At 45.9% G+C, this 24,885-nt stretch carries 21 protein-coding genes; 7 read left to right on the top strand and 14 right to left on the bottom strand.

What is annotated here, in order from left to right; all coding sequences use genetic code 11:
- Position 1: 1 nt before the first annotated feature.
- The 6 genes from L0U88_RS13655 to typA form a co-directional block, all read right to left on the bottom strand.
- Entirely contained in the window at positions 2–1,522 is a 1,521-nt protein-coding gene (locus L0U88_RS13655; protein WP_234866627.1) for a DUF1501 domain-containing protein, read from the bottom strand.
- A gap of 3 nt (positions 1,523–1,525) precedes the next feature.
- Positions 1,526–4,777: a DUF1553 domain-containing protein gene (locus L0U88_RS13650; protein ID WP_234866626.1), complete on the bottom strand. Its 3,252-nt coding sequence runs from the start codon at positions 4,775–4,777 to the stop codon at positions 1,526–1,528.
- Between the two features lie 80 nt (positions 4,778–4,857).
- A complete protein-coding gene (locus L0U88_RS13645; RefSeq protein ID WP_234866625.1) occupies positions 4,858–6,093 on the bottom strand; it encodes a TonB-dependent receptor in 1,236 nt (411 codons plus the stop codon).
- A gap of 45 nt (positions 6,094–6,138) precedes the next feature.
- Complete coding sequence (locus tag L0U88_RS13640) at positions 6,139–7,233, bottom strand: TonB-dependent receptor plug domain-containing protein (protein WP_234866624.1); 1,095 nt, start codon at positions 7,231–7,233, stop codon at positions 6,139–6,141.
- Between the two features lie 110 nt (positions 7,234–7,343).
- On the bottom strand, positions 7,344–7,868 hold the full coding sequence (locus L0U88_RS13635; RefSeq protein ID WP_234866623.1) for a hypothetical protein: 525 nt from the start codon (positions 7,866–7,868) through the stop codon (positions 7,344–7,346).
- Positions 7,869–7,937: 69 nt separating this feature from the next.
- Positions 7,938–9,749 carry a translational GTPase TypA gene (gene typA, locus L0U88_RS13630; RefSeq protein ID WP_234866622.1) on the bottom strand — a complete coding sequence of 604 codons (1,812 nt, stop codon included), beginning with the start codon at positions 9,747–9,749 and terminating at the stop codon, positions 7,938–7,940.
- 244 nt (positions 9,750–9,993) lie between these two features.
- Here typA and L0U88_RS13625 point away from each other — a divergent pair, with 244 nt between their 5' ends.
- Positions 9,994–11,301 carry a Gfo/Idh/MocA family oxidoreductase gene (locus tag L0U88_RS13625; RefSeq protein ID WP_234866621.1) on the top strand — a complete coding sequence of 436 codons (1,308 nt, stop codon included), beginning with the start codon at positions 9,994–9,996 and terminating at the stop codon, positions 11,299–11,301.
- 51 nt (positions 11,302–11,352) lie between these two features.
- Positions 11,353–12,345 carry an alpha/beta hydrolase gene (locus tag L0U88_RS13620; protein WP_234866620.1) on the top strand — a complete coding sequence of 331 codons (993 nt, stop codon included), beginning with the start codon at positions 11,353–11,355 and terminating at the stop codon, positions 12,343–12,345.
- Here L0U88_RS13620 and L0U88_RS13615 read toward each other — a convergent pair.
- Positions 12,325–12,675, bottom strand: coding sequence for a TM2 domain-containing protein (locus L0U88_RS13615; protein ID WP_234866619.1), 351 nt, complete (start codon positions 12,673–12,675; stop codon positions 12,325–12,327). The genes L0U88_RS13620 and L0U88_RS13615 overlap by 21 nt on opposite strands.
- Positions 12,644–12,985 carry a DUF2752 domain-containing protein gene (locus L0U88_RS13610; RefSeq protein ID WP_234866618.1) on the bottom strand — a complete coding sequence of 114 codons (342 nt, stop codon included), beginning with the start codon at positions 12,983–12,985 and terminating at the stop codon, positions 12,644–12,646. The genes L0U88_RS13615 and L0U88_RS13610 overlap by 32 nt, the downstream gene beginning before the upstream one ends.
- Before the next feature lie 71 nt (positions 12,986–13,056).
- Between L0U88_RS13610 and L0U88_RS13605 the strand changes: the two genes are divergently transcribed.
- The 4 genes from L0U88_RS13605 (at position 13,057) to L0U88_RS13590 (ending at position 17,361) form a co-directional block, all read left to right on the top strand.
- On the top strand, positions 13,057–14,103 hold the full coding sequence (locus L0U88_RS13605) for a 3-oxoacyl-ACP synthase III family protein (RefSeq protein ID WP_234866617.1): 1,047 nt from the start codon (positions 13,057–13,059) through the stop codon (positions 14,101–14,103).
- A 74-nt stretch (positions 14,104–14,177) separates the two neighbouring features.
- Positions 14,178–15,482, top strand: coding sequence for a Gfo/Idh/MocA family protein (locus L0U88_RS13600; protein WP_234866616.1), 1,305 nt, complete (start codon positions 14,178–14,180; stop codon positions 15,480–15,482).
- Positions 15,457–16,416 (top strand): glycoside hydrolase family 43 protein, encoded by a 960-nt coding sequence (locus L0U88_RS13595; protein WP_234866615.1) that lies wholly within the window; start codon positions 15,457–15,459, stop codon positions 16,414–16,416. The genes L0U88_RS13600 and L0U88_RS13595 overlap by 26 nt, the downstream gene beginning before the upstream one ends.
- A gap of 33 nt (positions 16,417–16,449) precedes the next feature.
- A complete protein-coding gene (locus L0U88_RS13590) occupies positions 16,450–17,361 on the top strand; it encodes a diacylglycerol/lipid kinase family protein (RefSeq protein WP_234866614.1) in 912 nt (303 codons plus the stop codon).
- A 25-nt stretch (positions 17,362–17,386) separates the two neighbouring features.
- On the opposite strand, the gene L0U88_RS21210 is transcribed toward L0U88_RS13590, so the two are convergent.
- The 6 genes from L0U88_RS21210 to L0U88_RS13560 all read right to left on the bottom strand — a co-directional run bounded on the left by L0U88_RS21210 (position 17,387) and on the right by L0U88_RS13560 (position 24,083).
- On the bottom strand, positions 17,387–18,448 hold the full coding sequence (locus L0U88_RS21210) for a bifunctional transcriptional activator/DNA repair enzyme AdaA (RefSeq protein ID WP_234866613.1): 1,062 nt from the start codon (positions 18,446–18,448) through the stop codon (positions 17,387–17,389).
- A gap of 71 nt (positions 18,449–18,519) precedes the next feature.
- Positions 18,520–20,046, bottom strand: a complete 1,527-nt coding sequence (locus L0U88_RS13580; RefSeq protein WP_234866612.1) for a sulfatase family protein — start codon at positions 20,044–20,046, stop codon at positions 18,520–18,522.
- Positions 20,046–21,917, bottom strand: coding sequence for a beta-N-acetylhexosaminidase (locus L0U88_RS13575; protein WP_234866611.1), 1,872 nt, complete (start codon positions 21,915–21,917; stop codon positions 20,046–20,048). The genes L0U88_RS13580 and L0U88_RS13575 overlap by 1 nt, the downstream gene beginning before the upstream one ends.
- A 77-nt stretch (positions 21,918–21,994) precedes the next feature.
- Complete coding sequence (locus L0U88_RS13570) at positions 21,995–22,651, bottom strand: HD domain-containing protein (protein ID WP_234866610.1); 657 nt, start codon at positions 22,649–22,651, stop codon at positions 21,995–21,997.
- Positions 22,652–22,661: 10 nt separating this feature from the next.
- Complete coding sequence (locus L0U88_RS13565) at positions 22,662–23,366, bottom strand: energy transducer TonB (protein ID WP_234866609.1); 705 nt, start codon at positions 23,364–23,366, stop codon at positions 22,662–22,664.
- 30 nt (positions 23,367–23,396) lie between these two features.
- Complete coding sequence (locus L0U88_RS13560) at positions 23,397–24,083, bottom strand: hypothetical protein (protein WP_234866608.1); 687 nt, start codon at positions 24,081–24,083, stop codon at positions 23,397–23,399.
- Positions 24,084–24,157: 74 nt separating this feature from the next.
- Between L0U88_RS13560 and L0U88_RS13555 the strand changes: the two genes are divergently transcribed.
- Positions 24,158–24,868, top strand: coding sequence for a YqjF family protein (locus L0U88_RS13555; protein WP_234866607.1), 711 nt, complete (start codon positions 24,158–24,160; stop codon positions 24,866–24,868).
- Positions 24,869–24,885: the final 17 nt, after the last annotated feature.

The following is a 24,885-nucleotide window of genomic DNA, read 5'->3' as shown; positions in this document are numbered from 1 at the left end:
CTCAGCTTAGAATTCCTTTTATCACTTTACCATGCACATCGGTCAGCCTGAATCTTCTGCCCTGGTATTTATAGGTGAAGCGCTCGTGATCAATTCCCATCAGGTGTAAGAGGGTGGCCTGGAAGTCGTGCACATGCACCGGATCCTTTACAATATTGTAACTGAAATCATCCGTTTCGCCATAACTGATTCCGGCCTTGACTCCTGCCCCTGCCATCCACATGGCAAAATTGCGCGGGTGATGATCCCGTCCATAATTATCCGGAAATAATTTGCCCTGTGAATAAACGGTCCGACCAAATTCACCGCCCCAGATCACAAGTGTATCTTCCAGTAATCCCCTCCGTTTCAAATCTATGATGAGTGCAGCAGTTGCCTGATCGGTATCCTTACATTGCTTGGCCATACCTGCAGGCAGGCCACCATGATGATCCCACCCCTGGTGGTAGAGTTGTACAAACTTCACATCCTTCTCCAGCAGCTTACGCGCCAGTATGCAATTGGCTGCATAGGTGCCGGGATCCCGGCTATCCGGACCATATAACTCAAACACTTCATCCGGCTCATCTTTCACGCTCATTACCTCAGGTATGGAGGTCTGCATGCGATAGGCCATTTCATATTGAGCAATCCTTGCTTCCATTTCCGGATCCTTGTTCACCTCATTCTGATACGTATTTAGCTCCTTCAATGATTGCAACATTTCCTCCCTGTCTTCGCCATCATATCCTTCCGGATTATCCAGGAATAAAACAGGATCCTTACCCGCGCGGAACTGCACGCCCTGGTGTTCACTTGCCAAAAATCCATTGCCCCATAAGCGGGAATACAAAGGCTGATCTTTCACTGCATTTTTGGATACCAGCACGATAAAGGAAGGCAGATTCTGGTTATCGGTTCCAAGGCCATAACTGATCCAGGAACCTATAGATGGCCTGCCTGGCAATTGGTTACCTGTTTGAAAAAAAGTGATGGCCGGATCATGATTGATCGCTTCCGAATACATACTCTTGATGATGCAGAGATCATCCACTACCTGCGCTGTATGCGGCAACAATTCACTGACCCAGGTATTCGATTTTCCGTATTGATTAAACTTATAAATAGATGGCACCACGGGCAGTATGGCCTGTCCCGCACTCATACCTGTTAAGCGTTGTCCCTGGCGCACAGAATCCGGCAAGGGCTGCCCGAACATATCCAGCAGCTTCGGTTTGTAATCAAAGGTTTCAAATTGCGATGGCCCTCCACTCATGAACAGATAAACCACCCTTTTTGCCTTTGGTACCAGGTGCGGAATGGCCTGCAGGATTTCCTGCTCCAGGCTGAGTGATGCATCTTCAGCCGCGATTTTGCTGATGGATTTACCAAGCAGGGTATTACCCATCAACGATCCCAGCGCAATGGAACCCAGGCCCATAGCAGTTCGTGTGAGAAATCGACGCCGATCCAATTGCTTTTGCAACTGATCCAGGTCGGGCGACCATCCGGGTGGTTTTGGAGATGTATGAGAATCACACATAGTTTAACGTTTGGTGATGGTAGCATCAGAATTTAAAATCAGGCTGGCTACAACAGCATTTGCAGCAATCTCTTCTTTTGGCAGGGATGCATCCACTTTATACTGGCCTGCCTCCAGCCATCCTTTCAGTTTCCCCGGCTCCTTTTTAAAGAGTGCCAGTTGTTTGGCTTTTGCTTTTAACAATATCTCTTTCTCTTTTTGATCTGGTCTGCGTCCGGTTAACCGAAGAAAGATGGTTTCAATAGCTTTATCAGTGCCTCCCATTCTGACCATTTGCTCTCCCATCACTTTACAGCTCTCTACAAAAACCGGATCGTTGAGTGTTACCAATGCCTGCAGGGGAGTGTTGGTTGCCTGCCGCCGTACTACACAATAACTGCGATCTCCCGCATCAAAAGTGGCCAAGGTTGGATTGGGAACCGATCGTTTGATCAGCACGTATAAACTTCTTCTGTAAACTGCGGTTCCTGTATCTGCCTGGTAACTGGTATTATTGATTTCCCATAAACCCGCGGGCTGGTAGGGCTTGATGCTTTTTCCTCCGATCGAACGTTCCAGCAAACCACTTGCAGCGAGTGCATTGTCGCGGAGCATCTCTGCAGTTAATCTGGTTGGAGTAGCATGACTCAGGTAAAGATTCTCCGGATCCAGTTGCCTGCTTTTTTCTGAACCGACAGAGCTCTGAGCATAGGTGGCTGATAAAACCAGTTGCCGGATGAGCTGCTTCAGGTCCCAACCCGACTCCACAAAACTTACTGCTAACCAATCCAGCAATTCCGGATGGGTAGGTAAACTTCCCTGGTTACCAAAATCCTCGGTTGTTTTGACCAATCCCTTGCCAAAGAATAATTGCCAGTACCGGTTCACAGCCACCCTTGCAGTTAGCGGATGTTTTGGATCCGTTAACCAGTTAGCCAATCCCAGGCGGTTCTTAGGCAATTTGGAATTATAGGGAAAGATGGCTTCCGGGGTATTGGGAAATACTTCGGTTGTTTTTGCATCGTACTGTCCGCGATCCAGGATATAGGATTTTTTCGGCTGTTTGCTCTCCTGCATGATCATGAGTTCGGGTATGCGGGTAAGCGTATCCGTTAGCTCCTGCCTGGCAGCTTTTAACAATGCTGCGTCCTGTTTCAGTGTCTGAACCTGGGTGGCCAGGTAATAATCCTGGAGCAGTGTTCTTTCGCTGGCAGTCAAGGAAGAAGCGGGTTTACTGAAGAGCGACTTCCATTCTGTTGCATTACTCAATTGCAGTAATTCCAGTGAACTCAATGCACGATCGTATACCAGCACTTCTTCCACTTTTCCGTTTTTGAAACCGAGACCGCGATCCCAGGCACCCACCTGCAAACCCAGCTTTGCATTCCAGGGTGGCAGTATATCTTTTGTGAGCTGATCCATGGTGATCTCCATCTGCATGAGCTTCCCATTCAGGTACAAGTGCATGCCTGCTGCTGTAGCAGATCCATCATAGGTCATGGTCAGCTGAATCCATTCTTCTTTTGGTATGGGTTGCTTCGAAACCTTTGTCAGTGCATTGGAGGGTGCCGCATGGGATATGCCCATTTCCAGCTGGTCATTTTTATAATAGAGATGATACCCACGATAATTGAATAAACGCTCCGCGATGGTCTTATGAAAAATCACCCCTTCCTGGAAATCTTTGGGTATCCAGCAGTTGATACTGATCGTAAAAGGATCATTCCTTTTGAAAGCGCCAACCGGTGTCAGATCCAGCCATTCATCTCCATTCAGGAGTAAGGCTTTCCCACCGGGAGATGCAACAAATTTGGGAGGATCTCCGGCTGAATAACTCAAATCCCGCTTCATGGCAGCAGTGATATTAGAAGTTCCACCACCCGAACGAAGATGCCCGCCATCAAAATTCAGGGAGGTCTGCAAGCCGGTAACGGGCAGGCTTACCTGCTGCATAGATTTATATTTCTCCTGGTCAATCCACTGCTGCGCCTGTTTCGTATATGCTTTCTGGTTAGTAAGCAATTTTTTCTCCTGTTCTTTTATTTTCTGATTCAGTAAGGCCAGCACATTGTCTTTTTCATCATCCGTGAGCAGCATGGATGGGGATGGCATAGTGAGGTCAAAGGATATTTGCCCAGCCTCCTGTACCGTATTGAAGAAACTGTAGAGCTCATAAAAATTTTGCTGTGATACCGGATCGTATTTATGATCATGACAGCGGGCACAACTGATGGTGAGTCCAAGAAAAGCGGTTCCCACTGTATTCACCCGATCCACCACATATTCAGTCTGAAACTCTTCTTCAATTACACCACCCTCCAGGTTTTGCGGATGCATCCTGTTGAAGGCAGTGGCAATTTTCATCTCTTTGGTTGGATTCGGTAACAGGTCCCCCGCCAGCTGCCATTCTATAAACTGATTATAGGGCATATTGCGGTTGAAAGCAGCAATCACCCAATCACGGTAAGCTGATACATCTCTTAATCCATCAACCGTATACCCATGTGAGTCAGCAAATCTTGCCAGGTCCAGCCAGTCGACCGCCATCTTTTCACCAAACTGAGGCGATTGCAGCAATCTGTCCACCTGCTTTTCAACTGCCTTCGGCGAATTGTCGTTTACAAACGCGCGGATCTCTTCCTCCGTTGGCGGAAGGCCGGTTAAATCAAGGGAAAGTCTTCTCAGCAACAGCTCCTTTGATGCTTTGTCTGCGGGTGCCAGTTTTTTTTCTTCCAGTTTTTTCAGGATGAAAGCATCAACCGGTGTTTGTACCCATTCTTTTTGCTTAACTGTTGGAACAGCTGGTTTTGTTGGTGTAACAAAAGACCAGTGTGGCTGGTATTCTGCACCTTGTTTGATCCATTTGATCAGGATGGCTTTTTCTTCCGTGCTTAATTGCAGGTTGGATTCCGGTGTAGGCATCCGGTAGTCATGATCCTCCGACAAGATGCGATGAAACAGTTCACTGTTGGTCAGGCTGCCCGGATCAATCGCCACCTTACCAGGTGTTTCAGGCAATTCCGCATAGGCTGCTGTAGGCAGATCAAGTCGCAGTCCGGCTTCTCTTTTTGCCTGATCGGGACCATGGCATGCAAAACATTTATCCGACAAAATGGGTTTGACATGCAGGTTATAATCCACTTTATCGGGCAATTGCTCATAGGCCTGTTCAATCTCCTCCGGCAGGTCAGGCGCGCAGCCTGTCAGCAGGAAAGAAACCAGGCAACACAGGCCAATTGACCTGCTCAACAAATAGAAAAACCGCCTTTGAAACATGGTCTGTCAATTTACCCAATATCCCAAAGACGGCCTTCTGTGAAAATGCTCTTTTCTGAAACTATTTTAGCTATTCCAGCTTAGAAAATGTACTTCAGATTCAGGCCACCAAAGAAATTAGCTTCCCTGGGCGCCGGCAAATAGGCATCCGGTAACTGATTCAGAAATACCATTACATAATTCTGTTGACCCGTCAGATTGTTACATCCCAAATAGGCATCTAAAGCTAAATGCTTCAACAAATGGCGTGAGTAACCGATTTTAGTGTTCAACAACTGGTAACTCGCTGTCTGTTTTTTATTATCAGATGTGAAATACATTGGATCACGATAATTGTAGGTCAGATTCCAATAAAATCCTGACTGGGTTGTCAAATCAAATCCAGTATTGAAAACTACCGGCGGTACCCCCACCACCGTTTTATCTGTAAAATCCATCACAACCGTACTTGTCTTATCGCTGCTCAATTGTTCGTATTGAAACTTACCATAGCGGAAATGCGATAATGTGAGATTTGTAAATGGATGAATTGCCCTGATAAATCCTGCCGACTCATACGCTGTTCCTTTCAATGAAATTTCCAGTCCCAGATTCTTTTGCTCTCCTGCGTTTGCTACATACACGTAGGAGGTGGCTGTATTGGCCGAATTGGGTACTGCAATGGTTGTCATTTTATCCTGGTAGACCGTATAAAAAGCAGCCACTTCATACTGCAACCGCTTCTTCAATAACGATCCTTTGGATCCAATTTCCAATTGATTCGCTTTTTTAGGTTTTAATCCGCTGATTACTTCTCCTGTTACCGGTATGAAAAAATAAGAACTTACAGGCGCCTTATATCCCTGGCTGAATGAAGCATACAGGGATACTTTTTCCGAAAACACTTTATTCACCGCCAGGTGCGGTGCATACATGTTATGATAGCCTGCACTATACCGGGTTGGTATAGCAGTTGCAGGTGCATACAACCGATTCTTCAACGCAATATCCATTCGGCTATGCCCAATGCCTGCTGTTATTGAAAAAGAAGCAGGTAATGCCAGGGTCCATTCTGTAAACAATAACAGAGAACCGGTGGTGGTTACCTGGTTACTGCGCAGCACTCCCGGAATTCGATAACCTGCCAAATTCGAACTGTCCGCCACCATCGGATAACCGAGGATCTGCGCCTGCTGTTGCTGCAGTTCCAGTCCGGTTATACCACTGAGTGATATTCCGGTTCCCAGTTCAAACCGGGTGTCCAAAGTTGAACGCAATCCATAATTAACCGCCGATTTATCTGTCCAGCCACCTGCAGAACTTACATCACTGATCAAACCGGTTCCAAACAGCGTGGTGTTGTTGGAGAAATTTGAATTAAACTAGTATGCATGCCCAATACCCGCACGAAAGGTTTTGACATTCGAGTGTGCATTGTTTTTAATATAGGCCTGGTTTCCGGAATAATCCAGGTTCTCATATTGAGCGATGGTCAATTCCCCATTGCGCTCCTCATAACTGTTACTATAGCCGAAATAACTGGTAATGGTCTGTTTTGCATTCGGATTGAATTCACCCACCAGGTTCACAAAATCCTTATCCGACCTGGTATGTGGCATAAAGCCATCAAAGTGCTGACGTCCATAATTTACCAGCAAGGCTGATTTTTCTGTACTGAGCTGTAAACTGGTCGTATAACGTTGCAGTCCATAACTGCCAAGCAATACCTCCTGACTCAAAACAGATCGACCCGGTTCCGGCTTTTTTGTTTGCAGATGTACAACCCCTGCAATTGCTTGTCCGTATAAGGTACCAGCCGGACCTTTAATTATCTCCACCTGGCCAACCGAACCAAAATCAATATCATCCATCAATGTAATGCCTTCCGCATCGGTTATAGGAATTCCATTCAGGTACACCTTGTAACCTTGTCCATCGAAATTGCTATTGATCCCATTGGTACCACGGGTACCATTTCCATACCCGCGAATGTTAAACTGTTGCCCGGCTGAGAAGGTGCGGCGTTGCATAAACACCCCGGCTACATTGGTGTTAATTGCATCATCCAGTAAAAGTCCGGTACCCCGATTGAGTTCTGTTGATCCAATCCTTGCAACAGCAGCCGGCTGGTACAACATGGATTTATTGGGATTGGAGCTCGCTGAAATCTCCACCGCATCCAGTGTTTGGGAATTCTCCTGTAGCTGAATATTCAGTTCCTGTCCACATGCAAATTCTCCACGATAGGGTTCAAATCCTATATGGGTTACCGTTAGTTGCGCAGAGTCCTTACAAGGCAGCATGAACCTGCCATTTTTATCAGTTGTGATCGTTTTATAACCAGCCACACGGATGGTAGCATAAGGTAGCGGTGCTCCAGTTTCAGCACTTGTTACGCTGCCTTTTGCCTGAGGGGTTTGGGCCAGTAAGGGCGCGACAAACCCTACGCTTAAAAGCGACAGATATAGTTTTTTCATTTTTTAATTCAGATGAAAGAATGAATACGGATGGCTTTTCCAGGTAGGCGCATGCCACTAACCGGGAAAAAATCCGTTAGATTTTGAGACACTAAAAATTACTTGGGAGCTCAGGCTTTGGGTGGTGGTGCCGGAATAGCAAGAATGGGAGAATTGTATTGGTTGGAATAACTGCCTTGTAAAGGATCAACTGTTACTACTGTAAGTTCCGTACCAGGCATATCTCTGCTAAGAACAACCGGAGCCAGTTTCAGGAGCTTCTTTGCCATTTTTCCTTTTGACTGCTGCTTTTCGGAATACTGTTTTATAAGAGCATCCAGGTTGGCAAAGAGTTCTTCCTCCTGGGTATCATTGATGCAATAATAAAGCGTAGTGCCCGCTGCCCCCGTTTCCTTACGAACTACGTCATAGAAGGTTCCTTTATAAATAAACTCCTTCTCATTCTGCCAGTCGAGCTGCTCTTCCTGTCCCTGTTTTACTGTTATAAGATGAAGTTCATTTTCCGGAACGCCTTTTTTAATCTGACGTTTTATCTCTCTTCGAATCTGCAGTTGCTGTAATTTAAATACAACCAGCAGCCCTGTGATATTGCTGGAAAATACAATCAGTAAAAATATGCCTGTAATGGTACGCACCAGCACGAATATAATAAAAAGGCTGCCTCTGGTGAGACAGCCTTAACTATTAAACATCTTCTGCTTTTATCAAACTTCTTCGGCCTTCATTGACTTCGCCTGGCGGATGCGCTCGTTTTCATCCAAATGGATCTTACGCATGCGAATAAAGTTCGGCGTCACTTCAATACACTCATCGTGCTGGATATATTCCATACACTCTTCCAGGCTCATCAGCGTTTTAGGCGCAATGCGGGTTGCATCATCACTTCCACTGGCACGGTGGTTGGTCAGTTTCTTACCTTCTGTAACGTTCACCACCAGGTCGCCCGGCTTGATGTTTTCCGCCACAATCTGGCCGGCATATACATCTTCTCCCGGATCCACAAAGAAGGTTCCGCGATCCTGTAATTTATCAATAGAGTAACCGGTTGTCTTTTCGGTATTCTTGGAAATCAATACACCATTATTACGTCCGGGGATAGGTCCTTTCCAGGGTTTGTATTCCAGGAACCGGTGCGCCATTACAGCTTCTCCGGTTGTAGCAGTCAGCATTTGTGTACGCAGACCAATTAATCCACGTGAAGGAATTTCAAATTCCAGGTGCTGCATATCGCCCTTGGTTTCCATCACATGCATTTCACCTTTTCTACGGGTAACCAGATCGATTACTTTAGATGCAAATTCCTGTGGCACATCCACTACCAGCACCTCATAGGGCTCGCAACGCTTGCCATCAATATTTTTCAAAATAACCTGTGGCTGGCCTACTGTGAGTTCATATCCTTCCCGGCGCATGGTTTCAATCAATACACCCAGGTGCAGAATACCACGACCATAAACCTGGAAACTATCACCACTATCAGTATCGAATACCCGAAGTGCAAGGTTCTTTTCAGTTTCCTTCATCAGGCGGTCGCGCAGGTGACGTGAAGTCACGAACTTACCATCCTTACCAAAGAAAGGAGAGTTGTTGATGCTGAACAGCATGTTCATCGTTGGCTCATCCACACTGATCACTGGTAATGCCTCCATTACTTCCTGGTCAGAAATGGTGTCTCCAATATTGAAATCTTCCAATCCTACTACTGCGCACAGGTCTCCGGCTAACACTTCTGTTACCTTACGCTTACCCATGCCTTCGAACACATACAATTCTTTTACCCGCTGCTTTTTGATCGTACCATCCGCCTGCATCAATGCGATCGGTTGGTTCTCCTTGATTGCACCGCGCTGCACTTTACCAATTGCAATTCGTCCAAGGAAAGATGAATAATCCAATGAGGTGATCTGCATTTGCAACGGACCTTCTTCCACTCTGGGTTCCGGAACATACTGCAATATGCCATCCATCAACGGGGTGATATCTTCACAGGGTGTGTTGGAACTGTTGAACCAGCCATTTTTACCCGAACCATAGAAGGTGGGGAAATCGAGTTGTTCTTCAGTGGCATCCAGGTTGAAAAACAGTTCAAATACAGCGTCATGCACTTCATCAGGGCGACAGTTCGGCTTGTCTACCTTGTTGATTACCACGATGGGCTTCAGGTTCAGCTGAAGGGCTTTCTGCAACACAAAACGGGTTTGTGGCATGGGACCTTCAAAAGCATCAACCAGCAGGATCACCCCATCGGCCATCTTTAATACGCGTTCCACTTCACCACCGAAGTCGGCGTGACCCGGAGTGTCAATCACATTGATTTTGGTATCTTTATAAGTAACAGCTGCGTTCTTACTAAAGATGGTGATTCCTCTTTCGCGTTCCAGATCATTGTTGTCCATGATCAGTTCACCTGTATCCTGGTTCTCGCGGAACACTTTGGTGGTGTGAAGAATCCGGTCAACCAGGGTAGTCTTACCATGGTCAACGTGTGCAATAATGGCTATATTCCTAATATTCATAACTCGATTTCTGTCCCCGAACAAAATTTGCCTTTGGGCGCGCAAAGGTACAGCTATTTGCCCGCCCCACAAGCTAAATTCCCATAAAGATTATGTTATATATCATAACACCCTGTTAATCAGCAGTCCCCTCTTCCATTCCTCCATCTTCCTTTCCTCCATTTTTTAACCAAATCCTCATCTCCCCCTCTCCCCGCCCTTCGTACCTTTCACCTTATTTTTTGAACGATAAAACAGATTGGTTATGACGAAGAATTTTAAGGAGTTCCCCTATGATGATAAGACCACCCATATTCTGTTACCCGAACGTTTTGAAACAATTGAAAAACCGGTTACGGCTATTGTGATTGGTGCCGGTCGCCGGGGATATGTATACGGACAGTTTGCCTCCCAGTATCCACAACAGTTTGATATCATCGGGGTAGCAGAACCCAACCCAATCCGAAACCAGCGCTATGCTACTACACATAAAATACCGGCTGAAAACTGCTTTCTCAATTGGGAAGATGTTTTTACAAGACCGCGCTTCGCAGATGCTGTTATCATCGCTTCACCTGACCGCCTGCATGTGGGGCCCTGCCTCGCCGCTCTCAAAGCAGGTTATCATGTATTGCTGGAAAAACCGATCGCCCCATCAGAAGAAGAATGCCGCCAGATCCTGGAAGCTTCGCATGCCTCCGGAAAAATTGTAGCAGTTTGCCATGTATTGCGATATGCCCCCTATTTCCGCAAACTCCGCAGCCTGATCAGAAGTGGTGCCATCGGCGAACTGATCAGTATCCAGCACCTGGAACCCATCGAGCATGTGCACATGACCCATTCCTATGTAAGAGGGAACTGGAAAAACAGTACCACCACTACACCTATCATTCTGGCAAAAGCCAGCCACGATCTTGATATTCTTCGTTGGCTGGTGGGTAAACCCTGTACCGCAGTTCATGCATTTGGTGGCCTAAGATGGTTCCGCCAGGAAAATGCACCAGAAGGCAGCACCCATAGATGTACAGATGGTTGCAAAGTGGAAGAAGAATGTCCCTATTCTGCGATCAAAATTTATCACAAACTGCGGGAGCGTACTTATGTATTTGATCTGCCCGAAGACAAGGATGCACAGGGGGATTATATAATGGAACAGTTACGCACAACTGATTATGGCAGATGCGTATACCGGATGGACAATGACCAGCCAGATCATTATGTTGCCAACCTTCAATTTGAAGGCGGCGTTACTGCAAGCTTCTCTTTGCAGGCTTTCACTTCCTATGAAGGCCGGCGTACCCGCGTGATGGGCAGTCACGGTGATATTGTGGGCGATATGACCGAAATGGTTATTACCAGCTTTCAGAATGGTAAAAAAGAAAAATGGGCAGAAACAACCGACTTGCATGGCGGAGGTGATTTCCGACTCATGGCTGATTTTGTTATGGCAGTACATGCCAATGATCCGAATATGCTGACCTCCACCCTGGAAGCTTCTATCGAAAGTCACCTGATGGGATTTGCAGCTGAGAAAAGCCGGAAGGAAGGAATCGTAGTGCCCGTTCAGTGTTAATAACCGGATTCATAAAAGGAATGCTTATTTTGCCTGCAAAGCATTCCTTTTATGGCAAGCAAAAAATGGTTGTTTGGTATCCCGGTTGTTCTGGCAGTAGCCTATATGGCAGGACCCAATCCTTCCACCCCGGACTATTCTTCTCAAATGCCCGTAGTTCCTGATGCTCCGGAAGTGGAGACCTATGTCCGCAATAAAGAAGCCTCCTTTAAACTGAAGCCGGATAATGAGGCCCGCATAATCTGGAACAATGATTCCCTGCGCCAGCCTACCGAATATTCAATTGTATACCTGCATGGTTTCAGTGCCTCCCAATTTGAAGGAGCACCTACTCATCTGCATGCAGCTAAAGCTATGGGCGCCAATCTCTACCTGGCACGCTTAGCCGAACATGGCATCGATACCAGTGATGCATTGGCCAATCTTACTCCTGAAAAATATTGGGAGTCGGCCAAGGAAGCCCTGGCAGTTGGTAAACAGCTTGGCAAAAAAGTTATTCTGATGGGTACTTCTACCGGGGGCACCAACGCCCTGCAACTAGCCGCCACCTATCCGAACGACGTATATGCATTGGTGTTATTATCACCCAATATTGCGATTAATGATCCAAATGCCTGGCTGCTGAACAATCCATGGGGCTTACAGATTGCACAGCTGGTGCTGGGTGGTAAATACCGGACTGCTTCGGATGACCGTCCCACTTATAAACAATACTGGAACACACCATACCGACTGGAAGCCACTGTTGCCCTGGAGGAATTGCTGGAAACTACCATGACGCCGGAAACATTTGCCAAAGTCAAACAACCCCTGTTATTGCTCTACTATTATAAAAACGAGCAGGAACAGGATCCCGTGGTGAAAGTCTCCGCCATGCGCGAAATGTTCCAACAGGTAGGCACACCCGAAGCCCTGAAGAAAGAAATCGCCATGCCGAATACCGGTGATCATGTGATCGCCTCTCCTTTCAAATCAAAAGATGCCGCTGGTGTTGAAAAAGAAATTACCGACTGGCTGCTGCAATTAAAGGCCAACCATCCTTGATGATTCGTACATCTGCTGGAGGTTGTATTCAGTTGCGATTTTTTTATGATTTACCACGTCAATAATGGTACCGATCAGGCATAAGCCACCGGTAAACAGGTAGAGTATTCCCATGCCTACCTGGCCAACAACAAATCGTTGAATACCTGCCACCACTACGAACCCAAGGCAGGTTAGCAGCAGGATCTCACCCGGTTTTTTGCGCTTGCCGCTATAGATCATCAGAAACTGATTCTTTTGTGATTCACTCATTTTACTGGTCAGGTCTTTGATTCCCGCAGCCTCTTCGGGCTGCAGGTCAGGCAGACTCATCAGGTAGGTATCCATCATATCCGGGTTGGTTTTTAATTTGGGTTCGTATTAAAGTTACAATTCTGCTGCATATAATCAACAGGGCCGGAATCCCCATCCAGTGATGCTGCCAGGAAAGTCTGAATTCACCATGCAGCGCTGCCGCGATACTTCTTCCCAACCCGCAACCCGGGCATCCTTCCAACCCTGTAATGGCTTCAAGTCCCAACATCCGAAAGGGACAAAATCCTGCTGCCGTTGCACGATAGTCCACTCCTATGGCCAGCCACAGAATAGCACCCACCCACAACAACACTTCCAGGTTTTGTCTGATCCACTTATAACGCATCTTCCTAATCTACGAAATTTCACTCCTTTACGGCGGGTGGAGTGATTATATTTGCAGGATAATTGTTTGCCATGCTCCGATCAAAGATTGCGGGAATAGGAATGTATGTTCCAAAGAATGTTGTGACCAACCAGGACCTGACCCAGTATATGGAAACCAGTGATGAATGGATCCGCGAACGAACAGGAATCACCCAACGCAGGTATGCCGACCGCCAGGGTGAAACCACCACAACCATGGGTGTGGAAGCTGCCAAAATCGCAATAGAAAGAGCAGGAATCACCCCACAGGATATTGATTTCATTGTTTTTGCTACCCTCTCCCCTGATTATTATTTCCCCGGCTGCGGCGTGTTGGTTCAACGGGCCATGAAAATGAAAGAGATTGGCGCTCTCGACATCCGCAACCAGTGCAGTGGTTTCGTTTATGCATTATCGGTAGCTGATCAGTTCATAAAAACAGGGATGTATAAAAACATCCTCGTGATAGGTAGTGAGAAACATTCCTTCGGGCTTGATTTCAGTACCCGCGGGCGCAATGTTGCAGTGATCTTTGGAGATGGTGCCGGCGCAGTGGTGTTGCAACCTACCGAAAATTCCAACCAGGGTATCCTGAGCACGCACCTTCACAGTGATGGCGAAAGCGCTGAACTGCTTGCCATGTACAACCCTGGTACCCATGCCAATCACTGGGGCCACTATGCTGATTTTAAAGAAGGCGCCACCATCGGAGAACAGTTCATGAGCCATGAAATGATTGACAAGGCTCAGAACTTTCCCTATATGGATGGTCCCGCTGTTTTCAAAAAAGCCGTGGTTAAATTTCCGGAAGTCATCAATGAAGCCCTGCAAGCAAACGGATTAAAGGCTTCCGATATCAACATGCTGATCCCACACCAGGCCAACCTGCGCATCGCACAGTTTGTACAACAGCAACTCCAGCTGGCCGATCACCAGGTCTATAACAATATTCAGCAGTATGGTAATACCACTGCCGCCTCAGTTCCCATCGCCCTTTGTGAAGCCTGGGAAAAAGGAAAGATCAAAGCCGGCGACCTGGTTTGCCTGGCAGCATTCGGAAGCGGATTCACCTGGGCAAGTGCCCTCCTGAGGTGGTAAAGACCAACAGTACCGCATGGCGTTTAACGATTTAGTTTGTATATTACCAATCCATACAAACCAAACCAGCCGTCATGTCAAACCAACGTAGACGTTTCCTCGCGCAATCCGCAACACTTGCACTGGGTGTAACTGCCCTGCCTTCTTTCGCAAACTCTTTTTCCGGCAAACTGAGCGCCGCTGATCAAATCAATGTAGGTGTGATCGGTTGTAACGGAATGGGATGGAGTAATCTCCAGGCAATCCTTAAACAACCCAATGTTCGCTGTATCGCACTTTGCGATGTTGATGAAAATGTATTAACCAAAAGAGCCGGAGAACTCGCTTCCCGCAGTATGCCGGTAAAAACCTATAAGGATCACCGTGAGTTACTGGATAATAAGGATATAGATATTGTGATCATTGGCACACCAGATCATTGGCATTGTATCCAGATGGTGGATGCCTGTGCCGCCGGTAAACATGTTTATGTTGAAAAACCCTGTGGTAACTCAGTAGAAGAATGCCGGGTTATGGAAGCTGCCCAGCAACGCTATGGTTCCATCGTTCAGGTTGGCCAGTGGCAACGAAGTGCACCTCATTTCCAGGAAGCTGTCAATTTTGTGCATAGTGGTAAGCTGGGTAATATCCGCACTGTCAAGTCCTGGGCCTATATGGGCTGGATGAAACCGGTTCCCATCAGACAGGATGCTGCAGTTCCTAACGGTGTAGATTACACGAGATGGCTGGGTCCCGCCACCAAACGGCCTTTTAATGCGAATCGCTTTCACTTTAATTTCAGATGGTTCTGGGATTATGCAGGCGGACTCATGACCGACTGGGGGGTACACATGATGGACTATGCTTTATTAGGCATGAAAGCCCAGTTCCCCAACCAGGTGATGGCTTCCGGTGGTAAAATGGCCTACCCGGATGACGCTTCTGAAACGCCGGATACCCTGGCTGCTGTGTTTGAATACGATAAGTTTAACATCGTTTGGGAACACGCAACCGGTATCGATCTCGGTCCATATGGACTAACACATGGCACTGCCTTTATCGGTAACAACGGTACCCTGGTATTAAACCGGGAAGGATGGTATGTGAAAGAAGAAAAAGGAAAGATGGAGCCAGTGGAGTTTCAAAAGGACAAAGGAGATTCTCTCGAAAGACATATGGCCAATTTTTTGGAAGCAATCAAGTCAAAAGATCCATCTAAACTGAATACGCCCATCCAACAGGCATCCTTAACCGCACAGGTTTGTCAATTAGGTAACATCGCTTTCCGCACAAAGGAACTGCTCAAATGGGACAACGCTAAATCACAATTCAACAGCAAAGCTGCCAACGCCCTGCTGAAAGCTAATTACCAAAATGGATATAAAGTTCCAAAAGTATAAACTCCTGCTGGCAGTGATCTTCGGATTGCTGCCAGTATTTTCCTCCGCCCAGGCAATCAAGATCGATAGTGTACTTATTTTTTCCTATTTCAAGGGCAATGGAGAAGACGGACTTCATTTGGCATATAGTTATGATGGTTTACAATGGGCCTCCCTTAAAGGAGATTCCTCTTTTCTTACCCCCACTGTTGCCAATGATAAACTGATGCGCGACCCCTGCATTACCCGCGGAGGGGATGGCCGTTTTCATATGGTCTGGACCGTAAGCTGGAATGATCAGGGTATCGGTTATGCACACTCGAAAGATCTGGTTAACTGGTCTGAGCAGGTATTCATCCCTGTTATGAAACAGGAGCCTGCCACCCTTAATACCTGGGCACCGGAAGTATTTTATGACGCGAATACCAAACAATACATCATCTTTTGGTCATCGACCATACCTGGTCGCTTCCCAAAAACAGAAGGAAATGGAGATGATAAATACAATCACCGCATCTATTACACACTAACCCGGGATTTTAAATCATTCACGCCAACCGCCTTGCTCTACGACCAGGGTTTTAATGTGATTGATGCCAGTATCTATAAAACCGGCAACACTTACACCCTATTGCTGAAAGATGAAACACTGAAACCATCGCCCGAGAAAAATATTCGGATCGCCACCAGTAAACAACTGACTGGCCCCTATTCCAAACCATCTGAACCTATTTCCGGTAAAACCTGGGCCGAAGGTCCCACTATGATTTACCATAAGGGCTACTGGTGGATGTACTATGATCAGTATACTGCCAAACAGTATGCCTGTTTACGGTCAAAAGATTTGCGCCAATGGGAAGATATGAGCCCGCAACTCAGATTTCCTGCAGGCGCCCGCCATGGTACCGTTATTAAAATTTCCGCAGCAGAATTTAAGCATCTTAAACAGCCCTGATCCCTTAGCTTTGCCTTAACCAAAGGGTAATGCATGAGAGTGGACCCCTCGCAGAAAAAACTGATCTTCCTGGTCAACCCGATTTCCGGAACCAGGCCTAAAGCCGATCTGGCTGATTTAGTCAAACAGACCGCCGAAAGGTTCAAGTCGCAGGCTATTGTCCTACCAACTGTTGCCAGTGGCGATTACTCTTTTGTTCGGCAACGAATTGAAGAAGAAGCATATACCGATGTAATTATTTGCGGAGGAGATGGTACCGTCAACAACGTCATGAGTGATCTCCGGGATTTGGACATCCATTTTGGAATTGTACCCTGCGGATCCGGAAACGGTCTCGCGTATTGCGCAGGTATTCCCAAAAACCCGCAAAAAGCGATTGAACTTGCTTTCACAGGAAAAGCCCGCTATATTGATGCCTTCCTGGTAAATGAACAGTTCGCCTGTATGTTATGCGGACTCGGATTTGATGCCAAAGTAGCCCATGATTTTGCACAACAGCCAGGTAGAGGACTGCTTACCTACACCCAGCAAACCATCAAGAATTATTTCACTGCTACTACCTATCATTTCGAAATGGTAGTGGAAGAACATGTGATCCAGACCGATGCCTTTTTTATCAGCGTTGCCAACAGCAATCAATTTGGAAACCAGTTTACCATAGCGCCAAAGGCAAGCCTTAATGATGGATTACTGGATATCGTAGTTGTGCCCAAAATGAATAAAGCGATACTTCCTTTTGCCCTCATGCAGCAGGTAAGAACCGGGCAACTTACAAGTGCACTTGAAGAGCAAACCGGAACCATCCAATATTTTCAAACAGCTAAAATCCAGATTCGCAACAAGGATCTGGCGCCTTTACATATTGATGGCGAACCCAAAGAAAGCCTGGAAACCCTGAACATTCGGATACTGCCGCGATGCGTTCAGCTGATTCAGCCTATTTAACTGCTCAAAAAGCACCCAACTGATTTCAAAAAAGTGATAAGCGGATGGGCGCTCCTTCCAGTTGCAGCAGTTTCTCCTTTCTCCACAACCCGCCACCATAGCCCGTTAAACTACCATCCGATCCAATGACACGATGACAAGGCACGATGATACTTATCTTGTTCAACCCATTTGCATTGGCTACTGCTCTTATTGCCAGGGGCTTCCCCAGGGCGTCCGCCTGCTCTTTATAAGAACGCGTTTTACCATAAGGTATGGTCAATAACTGATTCCAGACTTCCAGCTGAAACGGACTTCCAATCAGATCAATAGGAGTTGTAAATGTTTTGAGCTTCCCTTCAAAATATGCTGCCAGTTCTTTTTCCAGTAATTCAAAATGCGGATTAGACCCCTGCACAATGGTCGCATTCAGTCGCTTCGACAAATACACCAGTTCTGTCTCCAGCATGCGACGATCTGAAAACTCCAGCAGACAAATGCCTTTGCTGGTTGCACATGCCAGCATAGTACCCAAAGGTGTTTCAATTCGCTTACAGTCAATCATACCAGCATTTTTTGATTTGGAGGGCGTTACCCCAAAGATCGAGCGAAATCCTTCTACAAAGCCACTGTTGGATTCATATCCTGCATCAAATGCTGCACCTGTAACCGACTCGCCGTTTTGAATTTTCTTGAAAGCATTGTTGATCCGCAACATCCGTTGAAATGCATGAAAGCTCATGCCATGGTGCTTGAGAAACCAGCGTCGCAGGGTAGCTGGTTCAAATCCACGCTGCTTCAAATCATAATCCTTTAGCCGGATAGAAGGATCATTTTCAAGATCTCTGATCAAGCCCCGGATAGCCTCCGGTGTTGCAGCAGGTTGCTCCATGGGCCGGCAAACTTTACAAGGCCGATACCCTGCAGCAATGGCATCCCGTACCCCCGGAAAAAACTCTACATTCTCGCGCTTGGGTTTACGCGCTGTGCAGGTAGGGCGACAAAATATTCCCGTCGTTTTTACGCCGGTTATAAAAACTCCTTCAAATTCCGGGTCCTTCTCTACCAGGGCCTGGTACATGCGATCATCAGTGAGTGCGCTGGCCATGTATTAAATTTAAGCATACAAAAGAACACCACCGCAAGCACCCGCACCACCGAAAAATGAACAGGTATTTTTTAGTTGCTGCCTGTAGTTAGCAATTTCAACTCTGCAGCAAGTGCTTTCACCCTCTCCGGGAACTTTTCAGCCAGATTAACACGCTCCCCGGGATCAGCCGACAAATCATACAACTGTGCCTGTTCTGAATGCCCCGACTCAATATTGGTTAACTGGTAAACCGCCGGCCCATTGGAGGGCCTAATATATTTCCAGTTATCACTCACCAATGCATAACTGGCACCGTTCAGCACCAGGGAAGCTCTTCCTTTAGCAGCCTGACCAATGATTGCAGCCCACTGAATTTGTGAATCCTGGGCATCACCTGCAGGTAATTTAACTTTCAGAAAACTCGCAAAGGAAGCCAGCAGATCTACCTGGCTCACCATCGCTTCACTGGTTCCAGGCTTCACCAATTTTGGATGATATACAATAAAGGGCACCCTTGTTCCTGCTTCAAATATGCTGTACTTACCGCCTCTTAACTCACCAGCCGGACGATGACCATTCAATTGAGTTACCGCGCCATCTTCATATCCATCATCCAGGACAGGCCCATTATCACTCGAAAAAAGAATCAGGGTATTTTCAAGCTTTCCGGACTGCTCCAATACCTTCAGAATTTCACCTACTGCCCAATCAATTTGCAGGATCGCATCTCCCCTGAATCCTAAGCCACTTTTTCCCTTAAACATCGTGGAAGGCATTCGCGGCACATGGGGCTCCGTCAATGAATAAAACAGGAAAAATGGTTCCTTTGAATCCACACCTATAAACTCCTGTGCTTTTAAAAGAAAGGTTAGTGGCATTTCTTCATCTGTCCACCTGGCTGTTTTGCCACCCTTCATATAACCTATTCTGCCAATCCCATTCACAATCGTCTGATCATGACCGTGATTTGGTGACGCTTTCATCTTCAACAAATGCGGCTGTTCCTTACCGGTAGGTTCATCTCCGATTTTTTCTTTATAATTTACTTCAATCGGATCTGCAGGGTCCAGCGCCACTACTCGATGATTCTCCACAAACACTGTTGGCACTCTATCCGCTGTTGCGGGAAAAATAAAGGAATAATCAAATCCAACCTCATTGGGTCCCGGCTTGATGCCTCCATTCCAATCCTTTGCTACTGCAGTTCCCAGCCCCAAATGCCACTTCCCCACTATTCCCGTTCTATAACCTGCCTGCTTAAATACCCTGGGCAAACTGGTTTTATCGGTTGGCACAATCAGTGCAGCATCACCGGGCAGTACTCCCGTACCCGATTTTCTCCAGGGATATTGTCCCGTCATCAAGGCATACCTCGATGGCGTACAGGTGGCAGAGGTGGTATAAGCCCTGGTGAACCGAAGTCCCTGCCTGGCCAGTTTATCAATATTCGGAGTTTGCAGTTTGGTGGCCCCATAACAACTGAGATCCCCATAACCCAGGTCATCCGTATAAATAACCAGCACATTCGGCCGATCTTTCATCTGCTGAGCTTCGACCGTATAACAGCCAAACAACAAACCAACTAACGTTATAGTATAAACGAGCAATAATTTCATCAAAGCACAATCTGTTGTATCGTTGTTTTTCCTACCTGCTTTCCATTTTTGAAACTCGCTGCCTTGACAGTTACCGAACGCCGCACATCAAAGGGCTTTTTATACAAGGTAGATTTAGTAGTTGGTTCAGATCCATCCAGCGTAAAATAGATTTCCGGTTGATAATTATCCGTACTGAAACTTATAGTCGCTTTGCTCTGGTCGCTATCTATTACAACCGACTGCTTTACATTGTACGCACTCTGCGCTGCATTGTAATTCCAAAACCGATAACGATCATACTGTACTTCCAAACGTTGCGTGAAATCATTCCAGTCCTTCGGATGGCTTGTCCAGGCAATATCAGCTATCGCTGCCATCCTGGGCAGGGTCATATACTCCACTTTATCTGCACTGGAAATATATTCGGTCCACACATTGGCCTGCACGCCTTTGATGTGTTTTGCTTCTTCTGCTGTTAAGGAAGCAGGAATCGGCTCATAGGAATACACTCGCTGCAGGGTCAGGTAACCTCCAATGGCCATGGGTTCCAAAGCCGGTTTTCCCTGGAAATAATCAAAATAAACATAACTGTTGGGTGTCATGATCACATCATGGCGTTGTTTGGCAGCTTCGATTCCACCTGCTTCTCCCCGCCAGCTCATCACTACTGCATTGGGTGCCAGTCCGCCTTCCAGGATTTCATCCCAGCCGATCAGTACACGTCCTTTTGAATTGATGAATTTTTCAATGCGCTGTACAAAATAAGATTGCAGTTCATGTTCATCTTTCAGCTTCAGGTCCTTGATTCGTTGCTGACAACGCGGACATTTTTTCCAGTTGTCTTTAGGGCACTCATCCGCCCCGATATGGATATATTCAGAAGGAAAAAGATTGATTACTTCTGTGAGGATATCCTGCATCATACTGAATACCGTATCGTTTCCCGCACAGTATACATCTGTATGCACGCCCCAGGTTTCCTGCACCTGCTTGCCACCTTTTTGCTTGCTTAGTTCTGATGGAAACTTGTTGATAAATGTTGGCTGATCCGGAAAACAACTCAGAAAAGGAAAAGCAGCAATCGCAGCAGATGCATGTCCCGGCATTTCAATCTCCGGCACAATGGTAATATGTCGTTTCGCTGCATACTGGATGATATCCTTTACCTCTGCCTGCGTATAAAATCCACCATAACGCTGATTGGTATTTCCCTGTCCCGGATAATTGCCAATAACTGTTCCATTTCTCCAGGCACCTACGGCCGTCAGCTGAGGATATTTCTTGATTTCAATTCTCCAGCCATGGTCATCTGTCAGATGCCAGTGCAGGCGATTCATTTTGTGCAGTGCCAGCAGATCAATATATTTCTTGATGAAATCAGCAGGGAAGAAATGGCGACTCACATCTAGCATCATACCCCGGTATTGAAAACGCGGCGCATCCTGCACCTGTATGGGAGCAATGGTTAACAGAGCAGCCGTATCTGTTGGCAACAACTGGATCAATGTCTGAATACCGTAAAAAACGCCCGGTGCATCTGTTCCGGTGATCGTAATTGACTTCCCGGAAACCTCCAGTTGATATGCCCCTGAAACGGTAGAACCTGTATTACCCAACCGCAGTTGAATCGAATTGAGTTGCTTCCCTTTTTTAATTTTTGCCTGTTTTAAACCATACCGATCCAACAGGTAACTGTTCAAAAAATCGGCACTGGATTGCAGACTTTTATCTGCCACAACCACAGCAGTTTGTGGAGAGATCAGAAAGGGATCTCCTGAACTGCCCATCACTATTTTTTCAGGCTTTGGGAGGAGGGAGGGTTGCGCCTGCACAAACTGGCCTGCCGCAACAAAAAGCATCAGGCAAACAATACGAACTACTGACTTCATGGTAATCAAGCATTTTTATGAAGTCCTGAAAATACCGAATAAGCCTGAAAGCCACCGATGAAAACGTTTGCATAAAATCAGCGATGTCCATCCCACTCGGCATAGAACTGCTCCACATAGGCTTCCATAAAAGCATGTCGCTGTTCCGCCATTGCCTTCCCTGTAGCTGTATTCATCCGGTCTTTCAGAAGAAACAGCTTCTCGTAAAAATGATTGATGGTTGGATCATTATTGAATTTGTACTGCTCCACCGTCTTCTGCAGGTTCGGTGGTTGTGCCGGATCATACAGGGGCCGGTTTTTGAATCCGCCATAATTGAAAGCCCGGGCAATACCGATGGCTCCAATTGCATCCAGGCGATCCGCATCCTGTACAATCGACAACTCAAGTGATTGATACGTTCCTTTATTATGTCCGCCTTTAAATGAGATATGCGAAATGATCAATTGTACTTCCTGAATAATTGCGGGATCCACACCCTGCGATGCCAGAAACTCTCCAGCTATCCTGGGAGCCACCGTATCATCGCCTCCATGAAATTTGGAATCAGCGATATCATGAAGCAGCGCGGAAAGTTCTACCAGCTCCAGGTTGGCCACGGGCTCCTGCTCAGCAATAGTTTTGGCAGTTTTCCATACCCGATGAATATGCCACCAGTCGTGCCCCCCTTCTGCATTAGCCAATTGTTCTTTTACAAAATCAACCGTACGGTTAATTAGTAGTTCATTATCCATCGGACTCAACTTATTGGAAAAAAGAAATGTAGAGGCGGTAATAGATTCGTTTTGGCTGACCATCCAATTTAGCACCCGATCGAAAACGGATTTTTTTCATGATCCGCATGGCTTCTTTATCAAGATAAACATTCACGCCATTTTCAACAGTAATCCTGGAAACAGTACCTTCTTCATCAATCTGTAATCCAATTAACACGCGACCATATTGTTTATTCACCATCGAATAGTAGGGAAAAACCAGGTTGTTCTGCATGAATTGAGAAAGATCGCCATCGCCGGTTGCCAGTTCAGGCGCGACATACTTTTTCTCCGGCACATCAACCAGGAGATTGGTTATTTCAGGAAGGTTGGGCACAAAGAATGCTTTCTCAGTAGAATCCGGTGCTGCAGATCCATAGACTAAATTGAAATCATAATTCAGGAGGCGACCACCATTGGCAAGATGATAGTACCACATTCCTACCGGTTCTTCTTTTTTCAGGAAAGCATCCAGCACAATCTGGTCCAGGGTAATATGCCGGATCTCGACATGTGTGATACTGTCTGCTCCAACCGTTACCGTTTCCACAAAATCGGCTCCTTTCTGAGGGGATTTTACCCGATCGAAAAAGCTCTTGAAATAGAATTTCTTCACCTCTGGCATCGCCCCAGGCTGCTGTGCAAAAGACAGCACAGACAACACCATCAGTAAACTCAGGAATACTACACGCATGGCTGAAAGTTAGGGAATGAATTTCTTATTTTACAATTTCCAAAAAAAAATCTGACATGCATTATACAATGGGGTAGAAACTGAGAGATTTGAACAAGGTTGAAATACTTCCAACGAAAATTGAACAGGCTGACCTGTTTTAATATTTACTAATGTTGGAATTGATTTGTTGTACGTACTATCTGTTAACTTATCCCATTGATATTCATTATTCGTAACATACCGAAAATATTCTCCTACTATGAGATAGAAAGCAGGCAGTAATGCTTCTCTATTTTTAAGTACCGCTATCTGTTCATCTATTTTATGGATACCATCATCATCAAACACCTGAATTTCTACATTTAATTTCTGCAATGAGTGAATGACTATTGCTGAAATGGAATCAATTTGAATAGCAGAAAGATTATCCAGGTACTTAATCATTTCGGGGGATGGTTTAATCTCATTACGCTTCTTCAATAGAGAATCAGCTGTCGAAAGATTATCGACTACAAAACACACCCCTTTATGATTGATATAGTACTTGTTATCATCACCCTTTATCACTAAGGCTTCGTAGGGACTAATATAATCATCGAAAAAAGGTAAATGCTTTGTCTTATTATTAAATTCATCTTCAGAAATAGGTTGCACTTTTTTATCTATTTTGGATGATTGAGAAATAGTACAAGTGAGATTAAGTAACCCTAATAGAAAAAGAAAATACAATTTCATTTTATCACATTAATTTGTTGCTACAAGTATTCAACCAAATTACCTTTAAATTAAATACAATATGCGCATTTGTGATGTCATCAATAATTTTATCCCAGCTTCATCATCGTCCATTTCCTCTTCCAGCCAATAACTGGAATTATTACCAGGAATGGATAAACGCCCTCTTTCTTCATTGGAAAATTCCTTTTGAAACCTTACGGCCTTTAGTTCCGGAAAAACTAAACCTTGACTCATTTAATGGCGACTATTATGTTTCCGTTGTAGCTTTTACAATGAAAAATATCCGGCCCAGGCTCTTACCTGCTTTTCCCCCGATTTCAACTTTTCATGAGATAAATCTCCGGACCTATACGAATCATGAAAACAAAGCGGGTGTTTATTTCCTGAGTATTGAAGCAGAAAAAACAATTTCAGCTTTTCTTGCCAGAATGCTATCGGGACTTCCATACCAGAAAGCAAGGATGCATCGAGGTTCCGAAACATACAACTCCGTCAATCCAAAAGCAAATCAGCAATTGGATCTCTCCTATCAAATCGGTAAGCCTGTTTTACATAAATCATTGTTAGATACCTGGCTCACGGAACGGTATTGCCTCCACCTGGTGCAGCAGGATCAAATCTATACCTTCGATATTCATCACCTGGAATGGCCCCTTGCGGAGGTTGAAATAAAAACACAACAGCTCCATTATAAAGTTGGCGAGTTAAACCTTGGCAGCATACCTCCCGACAGCACCCATTATTCAGAAGGAGTACAGGTTCTTGCATGGAACAAAGTATAAATACACCGGCTTAGTTG

The organism is Flavihumibacter fluminis (genome assembly GCF_021491375.1).
Lineage (GTDB): Bacteria > Bacteroidota > Bacteroidia > Chitinophagales > Chitinophagaceae > Flavihumibacter > Flavihumibacter fluminis.
This window is presented reverse-complemented; position numbering and strand designations above follow the sequence as displayed.

Coding starts and splice junctions, on each gene's coding strand:
- L0U88_RS13650 (WP_234866626.1), bottom strand. CDS start 4,777: ATGTTTCAAAGGCGGTTTTTCTATTTGTTGAGCAGGTCAATTGGCCTG.
- L0U88_RS13600 (WP_234866616.1), top strand. CDS start 14,178: ATGTCAAACCAACGTAGACGTTTCCTCGCGCAATCCGCAACACTTGCA.
- L0U88_RS13615 (WP_234866619.1), bottom strand. CDS start 12,675: ATGATGGATACCTACCTGATGAGTCTGCCTGACCTGCAGCCCGAAGAG.
- L0U88_RS13580 (WP_234866612.1), bottom strand. CDS start 20,046: ATGAAATTATTGCTCGTTTATACTATAACGTTAGTTGGTTTGTTGTTT.
- L0U88_RS13555 (WP_234866607.1), top strand. CDS start 24,158: ATGTCATCAATAATTTTATCCCAGCTTCATCATCGTCCATTTCCTCTT.
- L0U88_RS13575 (WP_234866611.1), bottom strand. CDS start 21,917: ATGAAGTCAGTAGTTCGTATTGTTTGCCTGATGCTTTTTGTTGCGGCA.
- L0U88_RS13625 (WP_234866621.1), top strand. CDS start 9,994: ATGACGAAGAATTTTAAGGAGTTCCCCTATGATGATAAGACCACCCAT.
- L0U88_RS13590 (WP_234866614.1), top strand. CDS start 16,450: ATGAGAGTGGACCCCTCGCAGAAAAAACTGATCTTCCTGGTCAACCCG.
- L0U88_RS13640 (WP_234866624.1), bottom strand. CDS start 7,233: ATGAAAAAACTATATCTGTCGCTTTTAAGCGTAGGGTTTGTCGCGCCC.
- L0U88_RS13595 (WP_234866615.1), top strand. CDS start 15,457: ATGGATATAAAGTTCCAAAAGTATAAACTCCTGCTGGCAGTGATCTTC.
- L0U88_RS13570 (WP_234866610.1), bottom strand. CDS start 22,651: ATGGATAATGAACTACTAATTAACCGTACGGTTGATTTTGTAAAAGAA.
- typA (WP_234866622.1), bottom strand. CDS start 9,749: ATGAATATTAGGAATATAGCCATTATTGCACACGTTGACCATGGTAAG.
- L0U88_RS13560 (WP_234866608.1), bottom strand. CDS start 24,083: ATGAAATTGTATTTTCTTTTTCTATTAGGGTTACTTAATCTCACTTGT.
- L0U88_RS13605 (WP_234866617.1), top strand. CDS start 13,057: ATGCTCCGATCAAAGATTGCGGGAATAGGAATGTATGTTCCAAAGAAT.
- L0U88_RS21210 (WP_234866613.1), bottom strand. CDS start 18,448: ATGGCCAGCGCACTCACTGATGATCGCATGTACCAGGCCCTGGTAGAG.
- L0U88_RS13655 (WP_234866627.1), bottom strand. CDS start 1,522: ATGTGTGATTCTCATACATCTCCAAAACCACCCGGATGGTCGCCCGAC.
- L0U88_RS13565 (WP_234866609.1), bottom strand. CDS start 23,366: ATGCGTGTAGTATTCCTGAGTTTACTGATGGTGTTGTCTGTGCTGTCT.
- L0U88_RS13620 (WP_234866620.1), top strand. CDS start 11,353: ATGGCAAGCAAAAAATGGTTGTTTGGTATCCCGGTTGTTCTGGCAGTA.
- L0U88_RS13610 (WP_234866618.1), bottom strand. CDS start 12,985: ATGCGTTATAAGTGGATCAGACAAAACCTGGAAGTGTTGTTGTGGGTG.